Origin of the sequence: Blautia sp. OF03-13 (assembly GCF_003460685.1) — a bacterium.
In the GTDB taxonomy this organism is placed as follows: Bacteria; Bacillota; Clostridia; order Lachnospirales; family Lachnospiraceae; genus Fusicatenibacter; species Fusicatenibacter saccharivorans.
The window spans coordinates 21606-47676 of the sequence record NZ_QTVR01000008.1 but is presented as its reverse complement, the minus strand read 5'-3'; the positions used below and the strand labels follow the sequence as shown (position 1 = coordinate 47676).

Sequence of the window (26071 nt, the reverse complement as noted above, 5' to 3'; positions counted from 1 at the left end):
TCCATATACGCCGCCCGGCGAAAGCATGAAAACTTTCTGAAATTTTTTGTAACGATTCAGAGCCATGCGAAATGGAAGAAAAACTTTCCACTAAAAAACCGGCCGGCAAAGACAGGACTTCGGAACCCATGTTCCGCTACGGTCTTTGCCAGCCGGTTTTCTTATTTTGTTTTACCAGACATTTTTATCCCGGAAATTACATCATTCCCATTCCGCCGTCTGCGCCTGCCGGCATAGCCGGAGCCGGCTCTTTGATGGTGGAAACTACGGACTCGGTGGTCAGCAGGGTTGCGGAAACGCTGGTAGCGTTCTGCAGTGCGCTTCTGGTAACCTTAACCGGATCAAGGATACCAGCCTGGATCATGTCTACATACTCTTCGTTGTATGCATCAAATCCAACACCTACTTTGGACTCTTTTACTTTGTTGATCACAACAGCGCCTTCCAGACCTGCGTTTGTTACGATGTGGAACAGAGGAGCCTCGAGTGCTTTCTGTACGATTCTTGCACCGATCTTCTCGTCGCCGTCCAGGCTGTCAATCAGCTCTGCAAGCTGTGTTGTTACATGAATGTATGCAGAACCGCCGCCTGCGATGATACCCTCTTCTACGGCTGCTCTCGTTGCATTTAAAGCATCCTCCATACGGAGTTTTTCTTCTTTCATCTCGGTCTCGGTTGCTGCACCTACACGGATAACAGCTACGCCGCCTGCCATTTTTGCCAGTCTCTCCTGCAGTTTCTCTTTATCGAACTCAGAAGTGGTCTCCTCGATCTGGGATCTGATCTGGCCGATTCTTGCTGCGATGGCATCTTTTGCGCCGGCACCGTCAACGATAACGGTGTTCTCTTTCTGAACTTTAACAGATTTTGCACGTCCGAGCATTTCCAGAGTAGCGTCTTTTAATTCCAGACCAACTTCCTCGGAGATCACCTGGCCGCCGGTCAGGATTGCGATATCCTCGAGCATTGCTTTTCTTCTGTCGCCGTATCCCGGTGCTTTGACAGCTACTACGTTGAAGGTTCCGCGCAGTTTGTTGATCACGAGTGTCTGGAGAGCCTCGCCCTCTACGTCCTCAGCGATGATCAGCAGTCTTGCGCCGCTCTGTACGATCTGCTCCAGCAGCGGAAGAACTTCCTGAATGTTGGACAGTTTCTTATCGGTAATCAGGATATATGGATTGTCGAGAACGGCTTCCATTTTCTCCATATCGGTGCACATGTAAGCGGAGATATATCCACGGTCGAACTGCATACCTTCTACCAGCTCCAGCTCGTTCTGCATGGTCTTGGACTCCTCGATGGTGATAACGCCGTCTTTGGAAACTTTTTCCATAGCGTCAGCTACCATCTGGCCTACTTCTTCGCTTCCGGAAGAAACAGCTGCAACTTTTGCAATCTGCTCTTTGCCTGCTACCGGCTGGCTCATCTCTGCAAGGATCTGAACAGCTTTATCGGTTGCTTTCTTCATTCCCTTACGAAGAACGATCGGGTTCGCACCTGCTGCCAGGTTTTTCATTCCTTCGTTTACCATAGCCTGTGCCAGAACGGTTGCGGTTGTGGTACCATCACCTGCTACGTCGTTGGTCTTTGCAGCAACTTCTTTGATGAGCTGTGCGCCCATGTTTTCAAAGCCGTCTGCCAGCTCGATCTCTTTTGCAATCGTAACACCATCGTTTGTGATGAGCGGAGCGCCGTACTGTTTGTCCAGAACAACGTTTCTTCCTTTCGGTCCAAGGGTTACACGTACGGTATCTGCAAGCTGGTTTACACCATTCTGAAGAGCGTTTCTTGCCTCTGCTCCATATTTAATCTCTTTTGCCATGATTGTCATGCCTCCTGATTTTTACTTGATTATTCTTTATTTTACAACTGCCAGAATGTCATCCTGTTTTACGATGATGTACTCTTCATCTTCCAGTTTGACGTTGGTTCCTGCATATTTGGAATAGATTACCTGATCTCCGACTGCAACTTCCATTTTTACTTCTTTGCCGTCTTCTACTTTTCCAGGTCCTACTGCGATAACCTCAGCCTGCTGCGGTTTCTCCTGTGCCTGTCCCGGAAGTACGATACCGGATTTTGTGGTTTCCTCTGCTTTTAACTCTTTTAATACAACTCTGTCACCTAAAGGTACTAACTTCATTTATGTTTCCTCCTTCAAGATTTCATTCAGTTTTATTTATTAGCACTCAGTTCATTCGAGTGCTACTTGATGGTTCTTACTATAGTGTTTTCCACCTCATTTCGCAAATGCATGAATTTTGTAATTCTCTTTTTTTCTCTCGTAATAACTCTTAATTTCTCTTATTTCCTCGTTTTTTCTTATTTTGGCAATTTTTTCATATTTTATACTCTCTTTAGAATCTAATTATAGTTTATTCCTAAAAACGGGAATGATACCATTTTTTTCCGCTCCCCGAATGCTTTTTGCACAAAAAGAAACGGCGCCATTCTTAAACGGCTCCGATTCTTTTCTACATTCCACTTTTTTATTTTTTCGCCTCGTCCGGATGGGCATCGCCCTTTCCTTTCAGGTTCTTTCTTGCTTTGATCTCGTCGAGTTCATCAAAGATATAATCATTTAATACCTTGATATACGTTCCCTTCATACCGCTGGAACGGGACTCGATGACGCCTGCGCTCTCGAATTTGCGGAGGGCATTTACGATGACGGATCTTGTGATGCCGACGCGGTCTGCAATTTTGCTTGCAACCAGAATGCCCTCATCCCCGTTCAGTTCATCAAAGATATGGATGATGGCTTCCAGTTCGGAGAAGGACAGCGTGTTGAATGCGGATTTAACCACCTGAACCTTGCGGTTTTCCTCCACATTTTCCTCGTTGACGGAACGCATCATTTCCAGTCCGACAACGGTTGTGCCGTACTCACTGACGATGATATCGTCGATATCGTACTGCGGGGTGCAGCGGTACATAAATACGGTACCAAGGCGTTCTCCGGCGATCTCGATCGGGCAGATAATTGCGGTGTAGCGCTCTACACCAGGCCGCTCAAAGCCGAGGGTCTGTAAATTGACGTTCTCTTTTGTGGAGAGTACGCCGAGGAGACGCTCGTTTAATGCGGCATCGACATAACCGCCCACCTTATCCTCGATCAGCTCCGTAATTTCTTCCACGCCCGGGCAAAGGCTGATGCCCAGCACTTTTCCTTTTTTACTGATCACCAGGATATTGGAACTTAACGTTTCCATCAGGACTTCACAGATATCGTTGAACACGACCTCGTGGAGTGATTGTTATGAAGCAGTTTGTTGATTTTTCTGGTTTTATCCAGCAGTTGTACGCTCATGTTCTTCTCCTTTCTTTATTTTCTGCATTTTTTGGCGTATCCGCCGAAAAAAATGCACACTGATGCCTTTTTCAGACAACCCTTAAAACTAAGCTCATTCTATCATGTAGTTTTCCGGAAATCAATATATTTTTCAGAAAACTATAAATTTTATAAAAATTCATGCTAAATTTTTTCGGATCTTCCTGTTTTTCCGCCGCGATAAGCAAAAAAACGGCCTGCACCAGTTTTTCACCAGTACAGACCGCTTTGTCATTCTCAGTCTTCGTCTTTCTTTTCGCGTGCTTCTACATAGCCGCACTGCTCGTCCGCGCAGACCAGCTTATTGCCTTTTTCCAGCATATAGCCGCCGCACTGCGGGCATTTCTTGGCAGACGGTTTCTGCCAGGACATGAAATCGCATTCCGGATTGTTTTCGCATCCATAATATTTCCGTCCTTTTTTCGTCTTGCGCAGGATCACTTCTTTTCCGCACTTCGGACACGGAACACCGATCTTTTCCAGATACGGCTTCGTGTTCTTGCAGTCCGGGAATCCCGGGCAGGCGAGGAATTTTCCGTGCGGGCCGTATTTGACCACCATGTTGCGGCCGCAGTTCTCGCAGATGACATCTGTCACCTCATCCTCTACCTTAACTTCTTCGAGGTTCTTTTCTGCCTCTGTGACCGCCTCATAGAGATCCGGCCAGAAGTTCTCGACTACTGTCTTCCACGGAACACTTCCATCTCCAACCCTGTCGAGCAAAGCTTCCATCGTTGCCGTAAAGTTGACATCCACGATGCTCGGGAATGCCTCTTTCATCATGTTGTTGACCACCTCGCCGAGCTCTGTCATGTAAAGGTTCTTGTTCTCCTTTGCCACGTAACGGCGGTTGATGATCGTTGTGATGGTCGGCGCATACGTACTTGGACGGCCGATACCGAGTTCCTCAAGTGTTTTGACAAGGGATGCCTCGGTGTAGTGTGCCGGCGGCTGTGTGAAGTGCTGCTGCGGATCCATCTTTTCCAGTGCCAGCTCCGTTCCTGCCTCCAGGCTCCGGACAGCGGCGTTTTTCTCTTTCTTTTCCTCATCCGGATCGGTGTAAACGGACATGAAACCATCAAATGCCAGACGGGAGGAAGCTGCTGTAAAGAGATACTCTCCTGCATTGATCCGTGCGGAAATTGTCTCATAGACGGCTGGCTGCATGCGGCTTGCCACAAAGCGTTTCCAGATCAGCTGATACAGGCGGAACAGATCTCTTGGCAGGGATTCTTTTACCATTACCGGTGTATTCGTCACATCGGTCGGACGGATGGCCTCGTGCGCATCCTGTGCCTTGCTGTTTTTATTCTCCGTCGTGTCCCCGCTTGCGGTATATTTTGTGCCGTACTGCTCCTGGATAAAGGAACGTGCTGCCGCATCGGCCTCCTCGCTGATTCGTGTAGAATCGGTACGCAGATAGGAAATCAGAGCGATCGTTCCCTTTCCCTTTACTTCCACGCCCTCGTAGAGCTGCTGCGCCAGACGCATCGTCTTCTGCGTGGAGAAGTTCAGCACCTTCGATGCTTCCTGCTGCAGGGTACTCGTGGTGAACGGAAGCGGCGCTTTCTTGGAACGCTCTCCTTTTTTCACTTCGGATACGGTAAAGGTCTCATTTTCCAGTCCCTTTAAGATTTCATCGAGCTGCTCTTTCGTCTCGACCGCCATCTTTTCACTGCCTTTTCCGTGGAATTTTGCGACGAGCGGTTTCTTCTCGCCCGGAATTTTCAGATCTGCTTCCAGTGTCCAGTATTCTTTCGGAATGAACGCATTGATCTCATCCTCGCGGTCGCCGATGATGCGCAGTGCAACGGACTGCACACGGCCGGCGGAAAGTCCGCGTTTGATTTTCTTCCATAACAATGGACTGATTTCATAACCTACCATACGGTCGAGGCAGCGGCGCGCCTGCTGCTCGTCCACCAGGTTCATATCGATGTCGCGTGCCTGTTTGATCGACGCTTTGACTGCTGATTTTGTGATCTCGTTGAAGGTGATGCGGCGCATCTTGTTCTCATCGAGATTCAGCGCAATCGACAGATGCCAGGAAATTGCCTCTCCCTCGCGGTCAGGGTCAGTTGCGAGATAAACTTTATCTGCTTTTTTTGCGGCTTTTCGAAGAGATGCCAGAAGCTCTCCTTTTCCGCGGATGGTGATATATTTTGGTTCAAAGTCATGTTCTACATCAATTCCAAGCCGGCTTTTCGGCAGATCGCGCACATGGCCCATAGATGCTGCAACTTCGTAATTTGCCCCGAGATACTTTTTCACCGTCTTGACTTTTGCCGGTGATTCCACTATTACAAGATATTTTGCCACCTCTGATGCCTCCTGAATACATATTTTTATAACTGTCCAGATCTATATTGCGTTTTTCATATCGCATAGTTCTGCATCATTACAAATTCCAGAATAATTCCTAAATTAGTCGTAACTTCCACTGACTATACACCAAAAAGTTTTTTCTTGCAAGTGTTTTCCATTTTTAAAATGTACCATTTTTCGATGTTTCCCGACAAAATAACAGGATTTTTTCTATTTTTTAACGATTTTTCCTGATTTTTTTCTTTTCTTTTTCCTTTTTCAGACATGCACGCGGCGCAGAAGAGCCCCCTTTTTTCTTTTTCTTCTATTATAATTGTGCACCGGGCGGAATATCACAAAACCTTTCTTTTCCTCGTCCCTTTTACGATAACGCCATGTACACGCCCGGCGGATTTTCCGCAATAACGCCGTCAATTTCGAGTGCCAGCAGAATGCCGGTCAGCTCCTGCAGCGGGATTCCGGTGCTGCCGGCAAGCTGTGCAAGATTCTGCGGTTCTGCCGCGAGTGTTTTCAGAACCATTTCCGCCTCTTTTCCATAGCGCGGACGCGGTGCGGCTCTTTTTGTCCCGGCCTTTTTCACGCCCAGCTCCTCGAGAATCGTTTCGGGTGAAATCGCAATTTCCGCTCCCTGCGCGATCAGGCGGTTGCAGCCGCGGCTTGTCGCATCCGTTGTCCGTCCGGGCAGGGCAAATACCGTTTTTCCCTGCTCCAGCGCGTAGTCCGCCGTAATGAGCGAGCCGCTCTTCTCTTTTGCCTCAATTACCAGAACGACATCTGCCAGCGCACTGATCACGCGGTTGCGGATCGGGAAATGCCACGGAAGCGGCTCTGCGCCCGGCGGAAATTCGCTTAAGACACCGCCTCCGTTTTCCAGCATCCGCCGCATCAGCGGGTAATTCTGTTTCGGATAGCAGATATCCACGCCGCAGCCAAGCACGGCAAACGTCTTTCCCTTTCCACGCAGTGCCCCCTCGTGCGCCGCCGCGTCGATTCCGCACGCCAGTCCGCTGATCACCGCCACGCCGTTTGCCGCCAGCACCTGCGCGAAAAAGGCCGCCTGGCTCTTTCCGTACGCCGTACATATCCGCGCGCCCACAATCGCCGCTGTTTTCTGCTCATCCGCCGGCAGCGCGCCCCGCACGAAAAGGCGGGACGGCATGTCCGCGAACGGCATAAGCCGCTCCGGATAGCCTCCTGCCCGCGGCCGACTGTAAAGATTTCCATCGCCATACGTCAGATCCTCCATATACTTTTGTCGGCGCTCCGAAAGCAGATCGCCTCGCTGATATGCGGCACGCCGATTTTGACCGCCCCGTCCAGATCCGCAATTGTCCGCGCGGTGCGGATAATCCCGTGGTAGGAACGCGCGCTGAGGCGCAGGCGGCGGAAGGCATCCTCTAAAAGCTCTTCCGCTGCCTTTTCCAGAATACAGTATTTCTCGATCTGGCCTGCTTTCAGTTCGCTATTGAAATGAATCGACTCCTGCCGGTAGCGCGCCGCCTGAATTTCCGCCGCTGCCGTCGCTTTTTCCCGCATCTTGGCCGAGGATTCGCACCGCCCCTCGCCGTGCAGATCCTCGTAGGAAAGTGCTTCCACCTGCACGCAGAGATCCATGCGGTCGAGGAACGGCTGGCTGACTCTCGAGAGATACCGGCTGATGTCGCCGGGTGCGCAGGTACAGCGCGATAAGTCGGGGTAAAAGCCGCAGGGGCAGGGGTTCATTGCCGCCACCATCAGAAATGACGCCGGGAACACATAGTTTCCGCTGACACGGGAAATCACAATCCGGTGCTCCTCGAGCGGCTGGCGCAGGATCTCAATGGTTGTGCGCGTCATCTCCGGGAGTTCATCAAGGAAGAGAACGCCGCGGTGTGCCAGCGTAATTTCGCCCGGGGACGGCTGTTTTCCGCCGCCTGCAAGAGCCTGCGGCGATATCGTGTGATGCGGAGCACGGAAGGGCCGCTCCCGGCGGACACCCTCTCCTTTGGCAAGCATTCCGGCGATGCTGTAGATCCGCGTTACTTCCATCTGCTCCTCCTCAGACATCGGAGGCATGATCGTCGGAATCCGCCTTGCGATCATGGATTTTCCGCTGCCCGGCGGCCCCAGCATCAGCAGATTGTGAAATCCGGCCGCAGCGATGAGCGCCGCCCGCCGCGCCGCCGTCTGGCCCTGCACTTCGGAAAAGTCCGGCTCTTTTCCGTCCTCCTTCTTTTGATTTTCTATAGACGGAAGCGACGGCATTTTCCCTTCACAGCAGTAGTTCAAAAGCTCCTGTAAATTCTGGATTCCAACGACGTGAAGCCCGCCGACCAGACCCCCTTCCGCGGCATTTCCGGCCGGAACAAGAAGCGTTGTGCATCCAAGCTCCCGCGCCTTCGCCGCTGCCGGAAATACACCGCTGATCTCCTGCACATGGCCGTCAAGGCCGAGTTCGCCGAGCACCATCGTTTTCCGGAGTGACCCGGGCGGAATCCGGCCGAGCGTCATCAGAACGCCCGCTGCAATCGGAAGATCGAAACGCGATCCTTCTTTTCGGACGTCCGCCGGGGATAAATTAATCGTAATTCGTTTCGGCGGCAGGGAAATTCCCATGTTTTTGAGGCTGTCCGCACGCGGTCCTGCGCCTCCTTTACCTGGCACTCACGTAGCCGACCATCGTAAACTGCGGCATGCCGTCACTGACATCCGCCTCCACCTGCACCGGAATCATCTCCATGCCCGAGACGGTGGCTGATAATACACTGCAATACAAAGAAAACCTCCTTTTCTTTCAGTAGCAGGTCGTATAGTTCCTATTTATTTTTCATTTTGGGAAAATGTCCGGCAAGAACACCGGGAAGATATTATCTTTGATTTTTGTTCGAAAAAGTAAGGATAAGGAAACCTTTTCTGCACCTGATTTCCTTACCCTTTATTATAGAAGCAGTCCGTTTGAAATGTCAAGCATTTACGAAGCGGCAAACCGTAACCGCAACTTTTCAATTGCATTCTTCTCGATCCGCGACACGTACGAACGGCTGATGCCGAGCCGGGCAGCGACCTGTTTCTGTGTGTATTCTGCTTTTCCGCCAAGGCCGTACCGGAGAAGAAGCACCTGTTTTTCCTGCTCTTTTAATTCCGAATCCAGATAACAGTACAGCCGCACCGCGTCCTCTTTCCGGTTGTACTGTTCCGCGATATCCTCCCCGCCGCCCTCCACGATGTCGAGCAGATGGATCTCATTTCCCTCCTTGTCGGTTCCGATCGGCTCGTAGAGGGAAATCTCCCGTGCCGTTTTCTTTTTGCTCCGAAGATACATCAGCAGCTCATTATCAATACAGCGGGCGGCGTATGCGGCCAGCCGGTTTCCTTTTTTCGAATCATATGTCATCACCGCCTTGATGAGGCCGATCGTTCCAATGGAAATCAGATCGTCGAGATCATCGGGCAGGCCCTGATACTTTTTCACAACGTGCGCGACCAGGCGCAGATTCCGCTCGACCAGAATGTCTCTGGCTTTTGTATCGCCCCTCTGATACGCATCCAGACAGCTTTTTTCTTCCTGTGCAGACAGTGGTTTTAAAAAGGGTTCCAAGAAAAGCGGCACCTCAAAGGGGATTTTTCTTTATTTTATGTTTGAATTGCAGGAAACGTGCCTGTCTGCTATACTGATAAGATCAGCCGGGTTTTCCGGCACTCGACATTATATTTTTAAGAGGAGGTTTCCTTTTATGACAGACCAGAAAAACGGACAGGAATATCTTTCTTTTGTGCTGGAAAAGCTGCAGGCGCGTCTTGCCGAGATCAGCCAGTCTCTGCTGGACGGACAGAAAGAGATTGAAAATATGCACGATTATTACTGGCAGAACTATACCGAGATGGACCAGTACGGATATGAGGATTACGACAATCAGCAGGCGCTGCTGCATCAGGTGAATGCGAATCAGGAGCAGCTTCTTCTGCGGAGCCGCTTCCGGAAAATGCTGGATTCTCCGTTCTTCGGGCGTGTGGATTTCTGCTATGACGGGGATGATGAGCCGGAAATTTTCTATATCGGCATCGGCAATTTTGCGGAGCGGCCGGGCGAGCTGCCGCTGATTTACGACTGGAGAAGCCCGGTCAGCGGTCTTTTCTACGATTTTGACCGCGGGCCGGCTTCCTATCTGGCGCCGGGCGGCGAGATGACAGGGGAAATCTGTTCCAAGTGGCAGTATAAGATCCGGGATGGAAAGATGATTTACGGATTTGAGAGTGATGTGAAAATTGATGATGATATTTTAAAGGCGGAGCTTGGCAGCAACGGCGAGGTACAGCTGAAGAATATTATCCGCACAATTCAGAAGGAACAGAATGCGATCATCCGCAATACGAAGGACCGGATTCTGGTAATTCAGGGAGCGGCGGGAAGCGGCAAGACATCGGTGGCGCTGCATCGGATTGCCTACCTTTTGTATCATGACAGACAGAATCTGAAGTCTTCGAATATTCTGATTTTATCGCCGAACGGGGTATTTTCGGATTATATTTCACATATTCTGCCGGAGCTCGGTGAGGAGAATATTCAGGAAATGAGTTTTGATCTCTTTGCTTACCGCAAATTACAGGACACGGCGGCGGACTGTGAGGACCGCTGTGATCAGATTGAGCGGGAGATGCGGGATCCAAAAGCCGCAGAACGGTTTGCTTTAAAACAGTCGCAGGCGTTTGTGGACCAGATGGAGGGATTTGCGCTGGAGCTTGAGGACGAGCTGATGAATTTCTCAGACGTTTCGTATAAGTCGTTTGTGAAGTCAGAATCGGAGATTATTACGCTGTTTTATGACAAGTTTGCGGATATTCCGCTGCTCTCGCGGATGGATGCGGTGGCGGAGACGTTTATTGACGAGATCGAGACGCTGCTGAACCGGGATCTGCCGGAGGAGGAGCGGATTCCGCTCATCGAAAAATTCCAGAAGATGTATGAGACGATGGATTTTTATGTTCTCTACAATCGTTTTCTGAAGGAAGAGGGATATCAGACGCTGCCGCGGCGGCCGTTGGAGAAGCGGAAACTGCGGTATGAGGATGTGTATCCGGTTCTGTATCTGAAGTACCGCCTGTCGCGGCAGGCGGAGCGGTCGAATATTAAGCATCTGGTGATTGATGAAATGCAGGATTATTCGCGGCTCCAGTATCTGATTATCCGGCGGATGTTTTCCTGTAAGATGACGATTCTCGGCGACCGGGCGCAGACGATGGCGGATCAGCAGCAGGATGTACTGCAGTTTTTACCGGGGATTTTCGGGAAGGATCTGCGGCGGATTGAGATGCGGAAGAGTTATCGGAATACGGTGGAAATTGCGTCGTATGCGGCAAATCTCATTGGCGTGACGGATCTGGAGCTGTTTGAACGGCACGGAATGCCGGTGTTGGAACGGGATGTCACGGATCTTGAGGCGGCTCTGCGGGAGGCAGTGGATACGCTGTTTCCAGATGAGAAAACGTATGAGACGGCGGCGGTGATTGTACCGGATGAGAAGACGGCGGAACGGGCTTATTTGATTTTGCGGGAGATTCTGGCAGAAAAAGATTTTGACTGTGAAAAGCGGCTTTCTTGGCTGAACCGTGACAGCTCCAGTTTTAAGAAAGGACTGACGGTTACCACATTTTATCTGGCGAAAGGGCTGGAGTTTGATCAGGTGTTCTCTATTTTCCCGAAGGACGAGAAACGGGAGATAATGATGCAGGCGCAGTATATTGCAGCGACCAGGGCATTGCATGAGCTGAGAGTGTATCATATTTAAAAACAGGGAGATCCTCCGAAAAAATTCGATTGGATCTCCCTGTCATTTTTATTTTCGATCAGATATGATAGAATCCTGCGGACTGTGCCGGGATGGTGATGGTTCCGTCTTTGGATTCTGCTTTTCCTCCGATCGTGTAGAGGGCATCCTTCAGCTCTGCACTGTATGGGAAGGACTGCTCTTTGTCGGATGGGTTGATGATAACGAGGACTTTTTCACCCTCAGCCTCACGGACGTATGCCAGCGGATACTGGTTTTTCTCTGCATAAACGAACTCGATGGTTCCGCGGCTTAAGAGTGCTTTGCTGCTCTGGCGGATCTCGATGAGTTTTTTAACTTCGTGGTACAGGGAATCCGGATCGGCCATCTGTGCTTTGGCGGTCGGACGGTCTTTGCCCGGGTCCATGGTGATGTAGAGGTCACTGGCCGGTGCGCTGGAGAATCCTGCGTTGGTGCTGTCATCCCACTGCATCGGAGAACGGGAACCGGTGCGGTTGTATCCGCCCTCAACGGATTTCAGGCCTTCGACGTAGCGCATACCGATTTCATCACCGTAGTAGATGAACGGCGCACCTGGCATGGAAAGAAGGAAAGCGAAAGCAATTTTCAGCTCATCCCCCTGCAGACGGCGTGCCAGGCGGTCCATATCATGGTTTCCGGACGGGATGCAGATCAGGCCTTTCTGTGCGGTCTTATTGTAGTTGGTTTTGTAGGTCTCTACAAACTCAGAGATATCTCCTTTTCCGCGTTTGGAGAAGAATGGCTCATCGCAGCGGAACAGATCGTTGTAATGGGACGGTCCAAAGTGAAGCAGGAAGTCCATGTGGAAGCCGCCCTGTAAGGATTTGTCCGGCTCGCCCCACTCGGATACCATGGCTGCATCCGGGAACTCGGCGTCGAGGAATTTCCGTACCTGCTGCCACAGGCGGATGGTTCCTTTGCCTTCCTGATCGTTCTTTACCAGGGAGCCCGCCATATCGACACGGAAGCCGTCGCAGCCCATGTTCAGCCAGAATCTCATGACATCTTCCATCGCTGCCAGCGTTGCCTGCGGTCCCTCATCATCAAAGGACTGCTGCCACGGTTTTTCCGGATCCGGCTGATAAAAGCCGTAGTTCAGGGCCGGCTGGTTGGAGAAGAAGTTGATGGCGCAGGCGCCGTCACGCTCGGAAATGCCGCGCAGGCTTCCCATTCCTTCCGGTGCTTCCCATACGTTATTGGTCCATACGTAGCGGTCTGTAAATTCATTGCGGTCTGCTTTCATGGATTCTTTGAACCATGGATGCTCAACAGATGTATGGCCCGGAACCAGGTCGAGCAGAACGTGCATGTCACGTTTGTGTGCCTCTTCGAAAACTCTCTTCAGATCCTCATTCGTTCCGTAGCGCGGTGCAACGCGGCAGTAATCTGCGACATCGTATCCTGCATCACCGAATGGGGACAGGAAGCACGGGTTGATCCAGATGGCGTTGCAGCCCAGTTCCTTGATGTAGTCTAATTTTTCAATGATACCCTGGAAATCTCCGATTCCGTCGGCGTTGGTGTCGTTGAAGGACTGCGGGTAAATCTCATAAAATACTGCGTTATCTAACCATTTTGACATTTTTTCTTTTCCTCTTTCACTCTTATTTCTGCTGTATTTTCGTCGTTGCAGCAAGTGTTTCTATATGATATATTACTACTGTATCCGCTGAAATACCAGTAATTTCCTATTTCATTCTAATACTATTCTATGATTTTAGTTACAGTTCACTGGTACCCAGCGAACTGTAACCTTCGCACCCCTCATTTAAAGTTTTGCTTCGCAAAAGGAGGGCTGCTCACACCTGAATCACTTTCTTACGCAGCGAAACAGCAAGTGTTTCACTGCTGAGTGAACATTAACTGATTTTATCCATGCCACGCTCTGCCATTTCCGGCATTTTACGGACATGCTTTTTGGAGGAGGATTTTATGATGCTTTCTGCTGCGAAAGAAAAACGCCAGCACGGCTCCATGCAGGTTCCCTACAGTTATTATGACTGCCGGATGCCCGACTATTTTCCCGGCGTACCGCTACACTGGCACGGGGAGATGGAGCTGAATTATATCAAACGCGGAACGGGGTATTTTCAGTATGAGGACCGTCTGCTTACGGCGCATGCCGGTGATATTTTTCTGATTCAGCCGAACCTCGTACATGCCATTCTGCCCGCCGAGCAGGAGTCGATGTTTTATGATACGATTGTTTTCCACCAGAATATGCTGATCGGCGGGTATGACGACCGCAGCTACATGGAAATTCTGCAGCCGTTTTTCTCCGCCCGGCGCCGCATCCAGGCACCGATTTCACCCGAACATTCCGGTTATGCTGCACTTTCTGCATCCGTCCATCAGATTTTCCGCTGCATCCGTGAAAACTCTGCTGTCTCCGATCTTCTGCTGAAAAGTGAGCTGCTCCGCTTCTTCTATCTGCTCGCCGCATCGCCGGAACTCTGCACCGATCGTCCCGCCATGCCTGCGGCTGCTGAAAACCTGCGGCCTGTGCTCGCCTATATCCAGGAGCACTTCGCCGACCCGATTACCATAGAGGAACTTGCCAGGCTGTCGCATTTGAGCAAAAGCTATTTTATGAGCTGTTTTAAGCAGACCTTCGGACTCGGGGCCGTTGAATATCTGACACAGCTTCGGATCAAAGCCGCCTGCGAGGCGCTGCGCAGTACGACGCGGAGTGTGTCCGAAATCGCGTACGACAATGGTTTCCGCAACCTTTCCAACTTCAACCGGCAGTTCCGAAACAAAGTGGGATGTACGCCGCAGATGTATCGGAAGGAATTTCAAAATCCGTAAATTCAAAAAGGGATGCATCAAAATATGCATCCCGAAAATCTATCTCTGATCCTATTTTTATTCCGTAATCTCCGGTACCGACGGAACATCTTTATCTTCTTCCCGCCAGCTCCCAGAATGCGACAGCGCTCGCCGCAGCGACGTTCAGTGAATCCACACCGTGTGTCATCGGAATCAGCACGGTTGCATCTGTTTCAGCGATCGTATCACTTGCCAGTCCGTCACCCTCGGTTCCGAGCAGAATGGCGAGCTTTTCATGCGTTTTTAACGACGGATCATCCATCGGCACGGAGTCTTCTTTTAATGCCATCGCAACGGTATAAAATCCAAGTTCCTGCAGTGCAGCAATTCCCTGCTCCGGCCAGTAACTGCCGCCTGGCAGCACGGTCCACGGGACCTGGAAGACATTTCCCATGCTCACGCGGATGGCACGGCGGTACAGCGGGTTGCTGCAGCCTGATGTGAGGAGCACGGCATCGATGCCAAGTGCGGCGGCAGAACGGAAAATCGCACCGACATTCGTCGGGTTCACGACATTTTCCAGGATCGCCACGCGGCGGGCATTCCGGCAGATTTCCTCCATAGCCGGAAGCGTGCGGCGGTGCATCGCGCAGAGCATGCCGCGCGTGAGGGCAAAGCCTGTGAGCTGTTCCAGCACCTTCGTCTCTGCTGTATAGACCGGCGCGTCCGGGCAGTGCGCAAAGAGTGCTTCGTTTGCGGCAAGTTCTGCGCTTCCGACAAGGAACGAAACCGGTTCATATCCGGCATCCAGCGCACGCTCGATGACACGCGGACTCTCCGCAAGAAAAAGGCCTGGCTGCGGTTCATAATAGTGCAATAACTGCGGTTCTGAAAGACGCGCATACACGTCGAGCTCTGGCGCCGCAAAGTTTTCGATTTTTCTGATCTCTGACATAATATTGATTTCCTTTTGCGTTTTCTCTTTGTTTTCACTATGTTCTATTGTAGCAATCCCGCTCCCGTTTCGCAATCCATTCTTTTTCCCGCCGGTGCCGTTCCCCGCACCATTCGCCAAACCGTGCTTCCAGCACGCATCGAATTTTCTTGTTTATCTGTCTTTTTAAAAAATTTCTCAATTTCCTCTTGCCAAACGCCGCCGGAGACGTTATAATAATCGACGGTTCAAAATTAAAAACTGCAGAAAAGATTGGTATCAGATTGGAAACGGCACAAGTGCATTGCTTGGTTAACGAACAACACATGTGTCTTTTTTGCGCCCATTTTTCAAAAAACGCAAAGAAAAGGAGAACAATCGATGCCAAAAACAAAATTTCAAAACGTTGTATTTACCCTCATGATGTCCTTTCTGATGGTCTATGCCATGATCTGCTACAACATTTCCATGAACATCGGCGGAATGACAAATCAGGTCTTTCTGATGGCGTTTCACGAGATGATGATCATGTGGCCGGCCGCTTTTATCCTCGAGTTTTTCCTCGTGGATCATCTGGCTCACAAATTAGCTTTTTGCATGGTAACACCGCAGGATCGTCCGATCGTAATCACGCTGGCAATTTCCATTATGATTATTGCTATTATGTGTCCGATTATGAGTTTTATTGCAACACTGCTGTTTAAAAATGCCGGAAAAGAATTTGTCGCTGTCTGGCTCCAGACCACGTTCTTAAATTTCCCGGTTGCCTTCTTCTGGCAGCTCATGTACTGCGGACCCTTCATCCGTTTTCTGTTCTGCAAACTGTTTCCGGAGAAATAAGAAAAGATATCCACAAAGGGAACCGTTTTTCCCCTCTCTGTCCACAATTTCTGTGGACAGACGGTGCAAAATGGTTCACCTTCTGTGGATATCTTTTTGTTTTTTCCCGGATTACTCCTGTGGTACCGGATTGGATACGCTGACTACATGATCATACCAGGTTCCTTTTTTACCAATGATCGCAACATTGAAATCCTCGTCCAGTTTTTCTACCGGGATATCAAAGCCGTACACTTCATCTGTGGTTCCGTCAGAATACGTTACCTCATCTGTGGTCGGCTCGATCAGCTCTGCGCCGTCTGCCTGTGCTTCTTCTTTTGTTCCCACAAAGACATTGACAATGTTTTTGGATACCAGGCTGACGTGGATGGTCATTTTTCCGTCTTTTACCGTCAGGACACCCTTTCCTTCTTTTGCTTCATTGACATGGAACATATTGCTGTCTGTATTGAAGTCTGCCGTATACGTACCGTCTTCCAGCTCTGATGCGCTGCTTTCTCCTGCAGTCTCCGCTGCCGATGCGCTTTCTGCTGAAACATCTGATGTGGATGTACTGCTCTCTGCCTTAGATGCATCCTGTACAGAAGCGGAAGATGCGTCTGCCGCAGAAGACGCAGATACTGCAGATGCAGAAGATGACGCTGCATCCTTTCCGCCACATGCGCCGAGCATGGATACAGTCAGTGCTGCTCCAAGAAAAAGAACTGCCAATTTTTTTCTCATAATAAATTTCCTCCTTGTATCACCTTGAAGCGGATCTTTTTCATCCGCTCAACTTAAAATCCGACAGCACACTGAGTCTCTTCAGCCGTACTGCCGGATCTTATTTTACTCTATTTTACGTTCGGAATACAACCCCTAATTATTCAGCATCGTCCTGAACGCCGTTGCCGTCCATAGCTGCCTTGGTGTGCTGTACATACAGCTGCTCAACAGCATCGATTCTTCCAAGACCTTCGATCTGAGTGTCGATCTCATCGAATGCACCGGATGCCTCAAACTGGCTCTTCCAGGAATCCTCATCCTCGCCTGCCATATCGTTGTTTGCGTGGTCACCTGCAACAACCATCAGCGGACGAAGAATTACTTTCTTGTATCCGGCTGCTTTTACTGCCTCGATCACGTTCTCGCAAGCGGTCTCTTCCGGCTCGCCCTCAACGGTTCCGATGAATACGTTTTTGTATCCAAGAGTATCCATCTGTGTCTGCATCTGGCTGTAGGTTACTTTTGCAGTGTGGGAAGTGCCATGTCCCATAAATACGAAAGCAGTGCCGTCCTCTGCTGCTGCATCCAGACTGTCATAATTTGCAGATTTTACTGCCTGTGCCGTGATTGCTTCTGCAACGGCCTGTTTGTCCTCGTTGATTACGGTAGCGTCACTTCCAACCTCGCCAAGCAGCGGCTCTGCGATGGTTACGGACTCAAATTTATCCTTGTAGCCATCTACTGCTTCTTTCAGCTCATCGTACTCTGCTCCGTGCATCAGGTGAGTCGGCTGGATAATCAGGTTCTTCACGCCATTGCTTACGGCTCTTTCCAGTGCCTGATCCACGTTGTCGATCTTCTCGTCATCGCGGGCCTGTACATGGTTGATGATGATCTGTGCGGTGAAGGCACGTCTTACGGACCAGTCCGGATATGCAGCCTGCAGAGCTTTCTCAACGCCTCCGATATCCTCAGCACGGCTGTCGTTGAAGGAAGTACCAAAGCTTACAACCAGAAGCTCATTCTCGCCGATCTCGTCTCCGTTTAACGGATCATCCTTGGATGCATCACCTGTGTCTCTTCCGAAGTAATCCGGATCTGCGTTCTCGCCTTCTACAAGTTCCTTCTGCGCGTCTGTCAGGGCATCCCATGCCTCTTTTGCTTCTTTGCACTGCTCGTCGGTGTTATCATTTCTTTCCTGTACATAAATTGCGTCAATCAAAGCTGCCACTTTATCTGCTGCCTCCTGGTCTGCATCTGCGGATACCTCTTCAGATGCAGAAGATGCGCTTACGCTGCTGCTTGCTACTGTGGTGTCTTCCTCAGATGCGGAAGATGCACTTACGCTGCTTGTTGCTGTGCTGCTTGCGCTGTTGCTGGATGTGTTGCTGCTTCCGCATGCGCCGAGCATAGATGTTACCATAGCTGCTGAAATTAAAGCGACTACAAGTTTCTTTTTCATTTTTGTTTTCCTCCCATTTGCTGGTATCTTTGCAACAACCAATATCGGGGACGTTTTACATTTCAAACTATGAGAAATACGCTCCGCGAGTTTCTCAAGTTATCGCGGCAGTCGCTAAGGTCTCGTGCAAGCACGGACTTTGGCTCGTTGCCCGCGTAAATAGAAAGAAGCCCTTTCGTTTTTCAACGAGGGGCTTCCAGTATTTTCATCACAAAGAAAACCATTTCACCCGCTGTGGGGCAAATGTCCGCTTTCCTGTTTTGTACTGCCAGTTCCTCGTGACACGAACGTAACGTTCCTGTACTGCGAAAGGCAGGTCTCCCGGCTCATTGCTTCAGGATTTGACTCCAGCGCATCGATCTCCTTCCCGGTTTCCCAGTGGATCATTCCCCTGCTTGCAAAATACGGTGACGAGTTCGTGCAGGATTCACACCTGCTTCCCTTTTCACCGGACACGTATGTCCGACACCTTACACATCGATATTTAATTGTCTTTTCTTTAACGACTGTTAGTGTAGCACATCATCTTTTCTCTGTCAAGTGCCGTAAAATCAGGAAATCCGGCCATTTTCCATTTCATATACCACATTCGCGACGTTCATCGTGGACACAATACAAATTATATTTTTATACTTATACAATAATGTAAAGTTTACATTGTTGTATAACATAAATACTAAAATAAAAAGCACTAGAATATTTTCTAATGCTTTTTGTCTAACACTTATTCAAAAATGTTTTTCAACTCACAGACCTAAGTCTGAACTCGCAGAATATCCTCGGTATTTGTATCCTGCCCTTTTATCTTACCATAAATTCCGCCAACGTCAATTAGTTATTCCTCCCTTCAAATCCTCTATTTATTTTGTATATCTAAAATCCGTATATTTTTATTCTGCATTTCAATCATATTTTTATTGAATGGACTACAAGAAACTGTTATACTCAATATACGGGTGCTGCCATAACGGTAGGCGGTTAGTCCTTCTACGGAGGGACTGTGACTCTCCGATTACATAGAAACCCTTTATATGGGAATTCCTTGGAAATGAGGGCTAAGCCATGAGTATTATCGACTTCATAGCAGTTGTAAGTTTCGGCTTAACCTGCTTTAGCCTTGGATACAACTTCGGCAAAGATACTGCGAAATCACAAAAATAGCCGCCCAGTCCTGCAAACTTTGGCGACTATTTTTACATAAACCAATAAATATGGACTAACCGTCTATCGGTAGCACTCTTTTCAATATCATAATATCATGCATTTCAGAATATGTCAAAATCTTCTTTTCACATATCCCGAAATCTCCGATACCTCTCCTCTACCAGTTCTTCCCCATCCATCTTCTCATACTTTTCCAGGAATCTCAGAATTTTGCCTCTCAATTCTTCACACACCACTGGCATTGTGTCCACCGTAAACTCCCCCGGCTCTTCCACAATCTCTTCTACAATTCCCAGTTCCTTCAAATCCCTCGCCGTCAGCTTCATCACCTCGGCGGCCTCCGGCGCGCGTTTGCCGTCTTTCCATAGAATGCTTGCAAATCCCTCCGGCGACAGGATGGAGTAGATGGCATTCTGCATCATCCACACTTCATCCGCCACGGCGAGTGCCAGTGCACCGCCGCTGCCGCCTTCTGAAATGACAATAGAAAGAACCGGCGTTTTTAACGCTGACATTTCATACAGGTTCCGCGCAATCGCCTCGCCCTGGCCGCGTTCTTCGGCTTCCATTCCGCAGAAGGCGCCTGGGGTGTCTATGAGACAGATAACAGGCCTGTGGAATTTTTCGGCCTGTTTCATCAGACGCAGGGCTTTGCGGTAGCCATCCGGGGACGGCATGCCGAAATTGCGGCGGATGTTTTCTTTCGTATCCGCGCCTTTCGCCTCGGCGATGACCGTGACCGGTGTGCCGTCAAACGATGCAATACCGCCGATGATCGCCGCATCATCGCCATACAGTCGATCACCATGAAACTCAATAAAATCAGGAAACAGCTCCCGAATATAATCTTCTCCCACCGGTCGGTCCTTTTTCCGCGCTTTCTGCACACAGTCCCAAGCCGATGTTTTCTCTCCCGTTTCTGGTGCTGCCAAAGACCGCTTCACGTCTCCATCCCCCAAAGTCAGCACTTCCGAGGAAACTTCGATATCTTTCCCATGCATCCGCAGAATCTCCGACAGCACCTCTTTCGCCTCTTCTCTTGGCAGAATCCGATCCACAAACCCATGCTCCACCAGAAACTCCGCCCGCTGGAATCCTTTCGGCAGTTTCTGTCCTATTGTCTGCTCAATAACCCTCGGTCCCGCAAACCCGATCAGCGCATGCGGCTCCGCCAGAATAATATCCCCCAGCATCGCCCAGCTCGCCGTCACGCCGCCCGTCGTCGGGTCCGTCAGCACACTCACATACAAAAGCCCCGCATCACTGTGTCTTTTCAGCGCCGCCGACGTCTTCGCCATCTGCATCAGAGAAACAATCCCCTCCTGCATCCGCGCCCCTCCCGAGCACGCAAACAAAATCACCGGCAGCGAGAGCTTCGTCGCCCTCTCCACCGCCCGCGTAATCTTCTCCCCAACAGCCTCACCCATACTTGCCATCATAAACCTGCCATCACAGACCCCGATCACCGTCTCCATCCCGTTGATCCGTCCCTTACCAGTCACAACAGCCTCCGTAAGTCCTGTTCTCTCCTGCAGAGCCCTCACCTTCTCTTCATACCCCGGAAACCCCAGCGGATTCCCCGCCGTCATCCCCTGATCCCATTCCTCAAAACTCCCATCATCCAGAAGAAACTCAATCCTCCGATACGCATGCACCCGAAAATAATTCCCACACTTCGGACAAATATAAAGATTCCTCTTCACATCCTCCGTAAAAATAGCCCCCTTACAAGCATTACACTTCTTCAAAATCCCCTGCGGCGCCTCCGGCACCACCCCATCCACCGTGTGCTCCTTCCGAAACACCGTCTTCTTAAAATACTTACCCAGCATCATACCACCATCACTCCTTACGTCATAACACTTTCACTCTATTGTCACCATAACAATCTTCCAACCACACACCTCACCCATCGAGGCATTCATTCTCTCTTCACCGCTCACTCCTGTCATCCCAGCCGCACCGCCCCGCGTGTCGCTGACCACACTCTCCCAGTCGTGTGTCTGATCTCAGCCGCCCGGCAGTACAGCAGAGGGGGACGGCGCATTTGCAGGAGGAACTATAGCAAGACCCGAAAATAATGCAAAAAAGGCAGTGCTGCAGAGCGCGAATTGCAAGGAACAGATTTGAAGGCGTACCGGGGTACGACGAAAATCTGTGACGCAGTAATTCACGCTCTGCGGTGCTGAATTTTTTGCATTATTTTCGGGGATTGCTATAGAAACACTTAGGCTTCCAGAATTTGCGTTATTTTCAAAAATCCAACTGTCTGAGCGACAGCGAGTTTTGGATTTTTGAAAATGGTTTTAGCAAATGCTGGAGTCCTTAGTGTTTCTTTCCTCTGAAACCGCGCCGTCCCCCTCTGCTGTACTGCCGGGCGGCGTCCGTCTCTCACAATCTCTCCGTCAACCGCTCCACAAACTCAATATCCGCCCTCCCGGCCAGATACTCCTCTTCATTTAAAATAGAATACAAATAATCAACGTTAGTGTCGACTCCCTCGATGACGACTTCCCCCAGCGCACTCCTCATCCGCGCAATCGCCTCCTCACGCGTCCTCCCATGCACAATCAGTTTCGCCAGCATCGAATCATAAAACGCCGGAATCACATACCCGTCATACGCCGCCGTATCCACCCGTACTCCAAATCCCCCAGGCAGATGCATCTCCGTAATCTTCCCCGGACAAGGCCTGAAATTCTTCGCCGGATTCTCCGCATTAATCCTGCACTCAATCGCATGCCCCGAAAGCCGGACCTCTCCCTGCGTCACCGACAGCGGCATCCCCGAAGCCACCCGAAGCTGCTCCTGAATCAGATCCACCCCCGTGACCCACTCCGTCACCGGATGCTCCACCTGAATCCGCGTATTCATCTCCATAAAATAAAAATTCCCGTCCGGCTCCAGCAGAAACTCAATCGTCCCCGCATTCACATAATGCGCCGCCTTCGCCGCCCGGACCGCCGCCGAGCCCATCCGCTCCCGCAGCGTGTCATCAATCGCCACACAAGGCGACTCCTCAATCATCTTCTGATGATTCCTCTGAATCGAGCAGTCCCGCTCCCCCAGATGAATCACATTCCCGAACGAGTCCGCCATAATCTGAAACTCCACATGACGTGGATGACGAATCAGCCGCTCCACATACATCGTCCCGTCCGCAAACGAACTTTTAGCCTCCTTCTGTGCCGTCTGAAACGCACTCTGGAACTCCCCACGCGTCTCCGCCATGCGCATACCCTTGCCGCCGCCTCCAAGCGCCGCCTTAATCATCACCGGAAAACCAATCCGGTCGGCCTCAGAAAGACCCGTCTCCCAGTCAAAAACAGGTTCCTTCGTCCCCGGAATCACCGGCACACCGGCTGCCTGCATCGTATTTCGCGCCTCAGACTTATTACCCAGCCGGTCCATCACCTCAGGAGATGGACCAATCCACGTAATGTGGCACTCCTGGCATCTCCGCGCAAACGTGCTGTTCTCCGACAGGAATCCAAATCCCGGATGAACCGCATCCGCCCCCGTCACAAGCGCCGCACTCAAAATACGTTCCATATTTAAATAACTGTTCTTCGACGGTGCCGGCCCGATGCACACCGCCTCATCCGCGAGCTGCGCATGCAGTGCCTCCCGGTCCGCCTCCGAATAAACAGCAACCGTGAGAATTCCCATCTCACGGCATGCCCGGATAATCCGGACCGCGATCTCCCCACGGTTTGCAATCAAAACTTTTCGAATCATTGTGCTGCCCCCACCATAAAGGTCAGTTCCGCCTGCGCGACCACCTTGCCGTCAACCGAAGCAACCGCTTCCCCGACGCCCATCGGTCCCTTGTGGCGGATAATTTTCGTCTCCAGACGAAGCTTGTCTCCCGGTTTCACTTTTCCCTTAAAGCGGCACTTGTTGATGCCGCCGAAAAATGCAATTTTTCCCTTATTCTCGTCAAGAGAAAGAATCGCAACCGCACCGACCTGCGCCAGCGCCTCGATAATCAGCACGCCCGGCATCACCGGCTCCTGCGGAAAATGACCCGCAAAAAAATCCTCGCGGTACGTCACACATTTATACCCAATGCCGAATTCGCCCGGCTCAAAATCTTCTATGTAATCCACCAGCAGAAACGGATGTCTGTGTGGAATAATCTCCTGAATCTGTTTCGTTGTCAAACTGTTCATTCGCTGCTTCCTTTCTCGTCCCGGCTTTACGCTTTTACCCGGAACAGCGGTTTTCCGTAATCAACCATCTCGCCGTTTTTCACCAGAACCTCCGCAATCACGCCGTCCACTTCGCTCTCAATCTCATTCATCAGCTTCATGGCCTCCACAATCGCTACAACCTGTCCCTTTTTCACGGTGTCGCCGACCTTCACAAACGGCTCGGCATCCTCTGCCGGAGCTGTATAAAACGTTCCGACCAGCGGGGATGTCACAAAAACGCCTTCTTCTGCTTCGCTGTGATCCTCAGCCGCTGTACTTTTTCCTGCCGTTTCTTTTCTCTCCGGCATGGCTGCTTCTTTCGCTGTCACGCCATTTGCTCCGCCCATCATCTCTGCCATCTGCAGACCGGCACCGGATGGAACCCCGCTCATCTGCACCTGCACCGGAGCTGCTTTTCCATGCTCCATGGCAATCTTGATCCCATCAGCCTCGTAATCAAACGCGGTCAGCGAAGAATCCGAAACTTTATCAATCAACTGTAAAATCTGATCTAATTCCATCTTATTTTCCTTTCTGCACCGGAACACGATGCCGCTTTATTCATATTTCTGAAACAGCAGCACCGCATTGTGGCCGCCAAAACCAAGGGAATTGCTCATTGCCAGTTTCACATCGGTTTCCACCGGAGCGCCGATGCAGTAATTCAGATCGCATTCCGCATCTGCTTCCTTTGTTCCAATCGTCTGATGCACGAAGCCGTCCTGAATGGATTTCGCACAGACAACAGCTTCCACACCGCCTGCCGCGCCGAGCAGATGACCGACCATCGATTTCGTCGAGTTGACCAGCACATGGTCTGCCGCATCACCGAAGGCTTTCCGGATCGCACGCGTTTCAAACAGATCGTTGTGATGTGTGGACGTTCCGTGTGCATTAATATAAGTAACTTCTTCCGGTTTTACTCCCGCTTCTTCCATCGCAAGCTCCATCGCACGTGCCGCGCCACTTCCATCTTCCAATGGAGAAGTAATGTGGTACGCATCGCAGGTTGCGCCGTATCCGACTACCTCTGCATAGATCTTCGCGCCGCGCTGTTTCGCGTGCTCCAGCTCCTCAAGTACGAGAATGCCGGCGCCCTCGCCCATGACGAAACCGTTCCGGTCTTTATCAAATGGAATCGAAGCCCGCAGCGGATCTTCCGACTCGGAAAGTGCGGTCAGTGCCGAAAAGCCTGCCACGCCGACCGGCGTAATTGCGCTCTCCGCGCCGCCTGCCACGCAGATGTCCGCATCGTTGTACTGAATTGCGCGGAAGGCATCGCCAATGCAGTGCGTTCCTGTCGCACACGCCGTCACCACGCTGGTACATTTTCCTTTCGCGCCGAGTGCAATCGCAACGTTTCCCGCCGCCATGTTCGCAATCATCACCGGAACGGTAAACGGGTTGACGCGGGACGGATTTCCGGCATCAATTTTGGCTTTCGCCTGCTCGCATGCATTCAGATCACCGACGCCGGAGCCCACCAGAACGCCGACGCGGAACGGATCTTCATTCTCCATGGAAATGCCGGCATCTGCAAACGCTTCTTTTGCTGCCGCAACGGCATACTGGGAGAAAGTTCCCATTCGTCTTGCCGCCTTGAAATCCATGCGTTCTTTTGCCACGAAGCCTTTGACCTCGCCTGCCAGATGTACTTTATATTCTGCTGTATCAAATTTCGTAATCGTTCCGATTCCGCAGGCTCCCTTGCGGACGCCGTTCCAGAATTCCTCCACGGTATTTCCAATCGGGGTTACCGCACCCAGCCCTGTGATGACTACTCTTCTCTTCATTCCAACTCTCCTTTTCTTAGATCACCATGCCGCCGTCGCAGTGAATCACCTGTCCGGTGATGTAAGCTGCCGCTTCGGATGCCAGAAATGCGGCCAGGTTTGCCACATCCTCCGGCTTTCCGAAATGGCCGAGAGGAATCTGGGATACGGATGCTTCTTTCACTTTATCCGAAAGAACCTCCGTCATATCGGTCTCAATAAAGCCCGGCGCAATCGCATTGACGCGGATGCCGCGGGATGCCAGTTCCCGTGCCGCTGTTTTCGTCAGGCCGATCACACCTGCTTTCGATGCCGCATAATTTGCCTGTCCGGCGTTTCCTGCCACGCCGACCACAGAAGCCATGTTGATGATGCAGCCGCTCTTCTGACGGATCATCGGCCGTGCCGCAAAGCGGATGCAGTTGAACGTTCCCTTGAGGTTTGTCTCAATGACACGGTCGAAGGCTTCCTCCGACATGCCCATCAGAAGGCCGTCCTTTGTGATGCCCGCGTTGTTGACCAGAATATCGATTTTCCCATACAAAGCAAGAATTTCCTTCATCCACGCTTCACACGCCGCAAAATCCGATACATTGCACTGCATCACACAGCCGTCTCCTCCTGCCGCGCGGATTCCCGCAAGCACGGTTTCGGCCGCCTCTTTTGAACCATTGTAATTGATGACAACAAAGGCTCCCTCCGCCGCCAGTTTTTCTGCAATCGCACGCCCGATTCCGCGGGATGCGCCCGTTACTACTGCTGTTTTTCCACTTAACATCTCATTCTCCTG

20 protein-coding genes, 1 pseudogene and 1 riboswitch are annotated in these 26071 nt (G+C 50.9%); of the genes and pseudogenes, 3 read left to right on the top strand and 18 right to left on the bottom strand.

The window, feature by feature from the left end; translation table 11 throughout:
- Positions 1-196 precede the first annotated feature (196 nt).
- The 8 genes and pseudogenes from groL to sigK form a co-directional block, all read right to left on the bottom strand.
- On the bottom strand, positions 197-1822 hold the full coding sequence (groL, locus tag DXA55_RS07715) for a chaperonin GroEL (RefSeq protein WP_022462186.1): 1626 nt from the start codon (positions 1820-1822) through the stop codon (positions 197-199).
- 36 nt (positions 1823-1858) lie between these two features.
- Positions 1859-2143 (bottom strand): co-chaperone GroES, encoded by a 285-nt coding sequence (groES, locus tag DXA55_RS07710; protein WP_022462185.1) that lies wholly within the window; start codon positions 2141-2143, stop codon positions 1859-1861.
- A gap of 346 nt (positions 2144-2489) precedes the next feature.
- Positions 2490-3310, bottom strand: a pseudogene (gene codY, locus DXA55_RS07705) (GTP-sensing pleiotropic transcriptional regulator CodY).
- A gap of 258 nt (positions 3311-3568) precedes the next feature.
- Positions 3569-5650, bottom strand: coding sequence for a type I DNA topoisomerase (gene topA, locus DXA55_RS07700; protein WP_117804112.1), 2082 nt, complete (start codon positions 5648-5650; stop codon positions 3569-3571).
- A gap of 367 nt (positions 5651-6017) precedes the next feature.
- Positions 6018-6902, bottom strand: coding sequence for a DNA-processing protein DprA (gene dprA, locus DXA55_RS07695; RefSeq protein WP_242998402.1), 885 nt, complete (start codon positions 6900-6902; stop codon positions 6018-6020).
- Entirely contained in the window at positions 6890-8299 is a 1410-nt protein-coding gene (locus DXA55_RS07690; protein ID WP_330415164.1) for a YifB family Mg chelatase-like AAA ATPase, read from the bottom strand. The genes dprA and DXA55_RS07690 overlap by 13 nt, the downstream gene beginning before the upstream one ends.
- Positions 8289-8411 carry a hypothetical protein gene (locus DXA55_RS18580; RefSeq protein WP_330415163.1) on the bottom strand — a complete coding sequence of 41 codons (123 nt, stop codon included), beginning with the start codon at positions 8409-8411 and terminating at the stop codon, positions 8289-8291. Before DXA55_RS18580 ends, DXA55_RS07690 begins: the two co-directional genes overlap by 11 nt.
- Before the next feature lie 195 nt (positions 8412-8606).
- Entirely contained in the window at positions 8607-9233 is a 627-nt protein-coding gene (sigK, locus tag DXA55_RS07685; protein WP_022462180.1) for an RNA polymerase sporulation sigma factor SigK, read from the bottom strand.
- A 136-nt stretch (positions 9234-9369) separates the two neighbouring features.
- Between sigK and DXA55_RS07680 the strand changes: the two genes are divergently transcribed.
- Complete coding sequence (locus DXA55_RS07680; RefSeq protein WP_117804110.1) at positions 9370-11421, top strand: HelD family protein; 2052 nt, start codon at positions 9370-9372, stop codon at positions 11419-11421.
- A 58-nt stretch (positions 11422-11479) separates the two neighbouring features.
- On the opposite strand, the gene DXA55_RS07675 is transcribed toward DXA55_RS07680, so the two are convergent.
- Entirely contained in the window at positions 11480-13024 is a 1545-nt protein-coding gene (locus DXA55_RS07675) for an alpha-amylase family glycosyl hydrolase (RefSeq protein ID WP_117804109.1), read from the bottom strand.
- A gap of 350 nt (positions 13025-13374) precedes the next feature.
- On the opposite strand from DXA55_RS07675, the gene DXA55_RS07670 reads away from it, so the two are divergent.
- Positions 13375-14250 (top strand): AraC family transcriptional regulator, encoded by an 876-nt coding sequence (locus tag DXA55_RS07670; RefSeq protein WP_158565057.1) that lies wholly within the window; start codon positions 13375-13377, stop codon positions 14248-14250.
- A gap of 91 nt (positions 14251-14341) precedes the next feature.
- Here DXA55_RS07670 and DXA55_RS07665 read toward each other — a convergent pair whose 3' ends face one another.
- On the bottom strand, positions 14342-15166 hold the full coding sequence (locus DXA55_RS07665; protein WP_117804171.1) for a TrmH family RNA methyltransferase: 825 nt from the start codon (positions 15164-15166) through the stop codon (positions 14342-14344).
- Positions 15167-15526: 360 nt separating this feature from the next.
- Between DXA55_RS07665 and DXA55_RS07660 the strand changes: the two genes are divergently transcribed.
- Positions 15527-15985, top strand: coding sequence for a DUF2798 domain-containing protein (locus DXA55_RS07660; RefSeq protein WP_055218568.1), 459 nt, complete (start codon positions 15527-15529; stop codon positions 15983-15985).
- Between the two features lie 111 nt (positions 15986-16096).
- Here the strand turns inward: DXA55_RS07660 and DXA55_RS07655 are convergent, their stop codons facing one another.
- From DXA55_RS07655 to fabG, 8 genes are all read right to left on the bottom strand, one after another.
- Positions 16097-16708 (bottom strand): hypothetical protein, encoded by a 612-nt coding sequence (locus tag DXA55_RS07655; protein WP_022462174.1) that lies wholly within the window; start codon positions 16706-16708, stop codon positions 16097-16099.
- A gap of 139 nt (positions 16709-16847) precedes the next feature.
- Positions 16848-18152, bottom strand: coding sequence for a sirohydrochlorin cobaltochelatase (locus DXA55_RS07650; RefSeq protein ID WP_117804106.1), 1305 nt, complete (start codon positions 18150-18152; stop codon positions 16848-16850).
- Positions 18153-18446: 294 nt separating this feature from the next.
- A riboswitch (cobalamin riboswitch) is annotated at positions 18447-18640 on the bottom strand.
- Positions 18641-19441: 801 nt separating this feature from the next.
- Complete coding sequence (locus DXA55_RS07645; protein WP_117813615.1) at positions 19442-21151, bottom strand: acetyl-CoA carboxylase carboxyltransferase subunit alpha; 1710 nt, start codon at positions 21149-21151, stop codon at positions 19442-19444.
- Positions 21152-21707: 556 nt separating this feature from the next.
- The gene (gene accC, locus DXA55_RS07640) at positions 21708-23054 is read right to left on the bottom strand and encodes an acetyl-CoA carboxylase biotin carboxylase subunit (RefSeq protein WP_117813613.1); all 1347 of its coding nucleotides are present in this window, start codon (positions 23052-23054) and stop codon (positions 21708-21710) included.
- Entirely contained in the window at positions 23051-23488 is a 438-nt protein-coding gene (gene fabZ / locus DXA55_RS07635; protein WP_022462591.1) for a 3-hydroxyacyl-ACP dehydratase FabZ, read from the bottom strand. Before fabZ ends, accC begins: the two co-directional genes overlap by 4 nt.
- Positions 23489-23514: 26 nt before the next feature.
- A complete protein-coding gene (gene accB / locus DXA55_RS07630) occupies positions 23515-24030 on the bottom strand; it encodes an acetyl-CoA carboxylase biotin carboxyl carrier protein (RefSeq protein WP_055218562.1) in 516 nt (171 codons plus the stop codon).
- A 36-nt stretch (positions 24031-24066) separates the two neighbouring features.
- Positions 24067-25302: a beta-ketoacyl-ACP synthase II gene (gene fabF / locus DXA55_RS07625; RefSeq protein ID WP_055227403.1), complete on the bottom strand. Its 1236-nt coding sequence runs from the start codon at positions 25300-25302 to the stop codon at positions 24067-24069.
- 16 nt (positions 25303-25318) lie between these two features.
- Positions 25319-26059, bottom strand: a complete 741-nt coding sequence (fabG, locus tag DXA55_RS07620; protein ID WP_022462594.1) for a 3-oxoacyl-[acyl-carrier-protein] reductase — start codon at positions 26057-26059, stop codon at positions 25319-25321.
- Between the last annotated feature and the right edge of the window lie 12 nt (positions 26060-26071).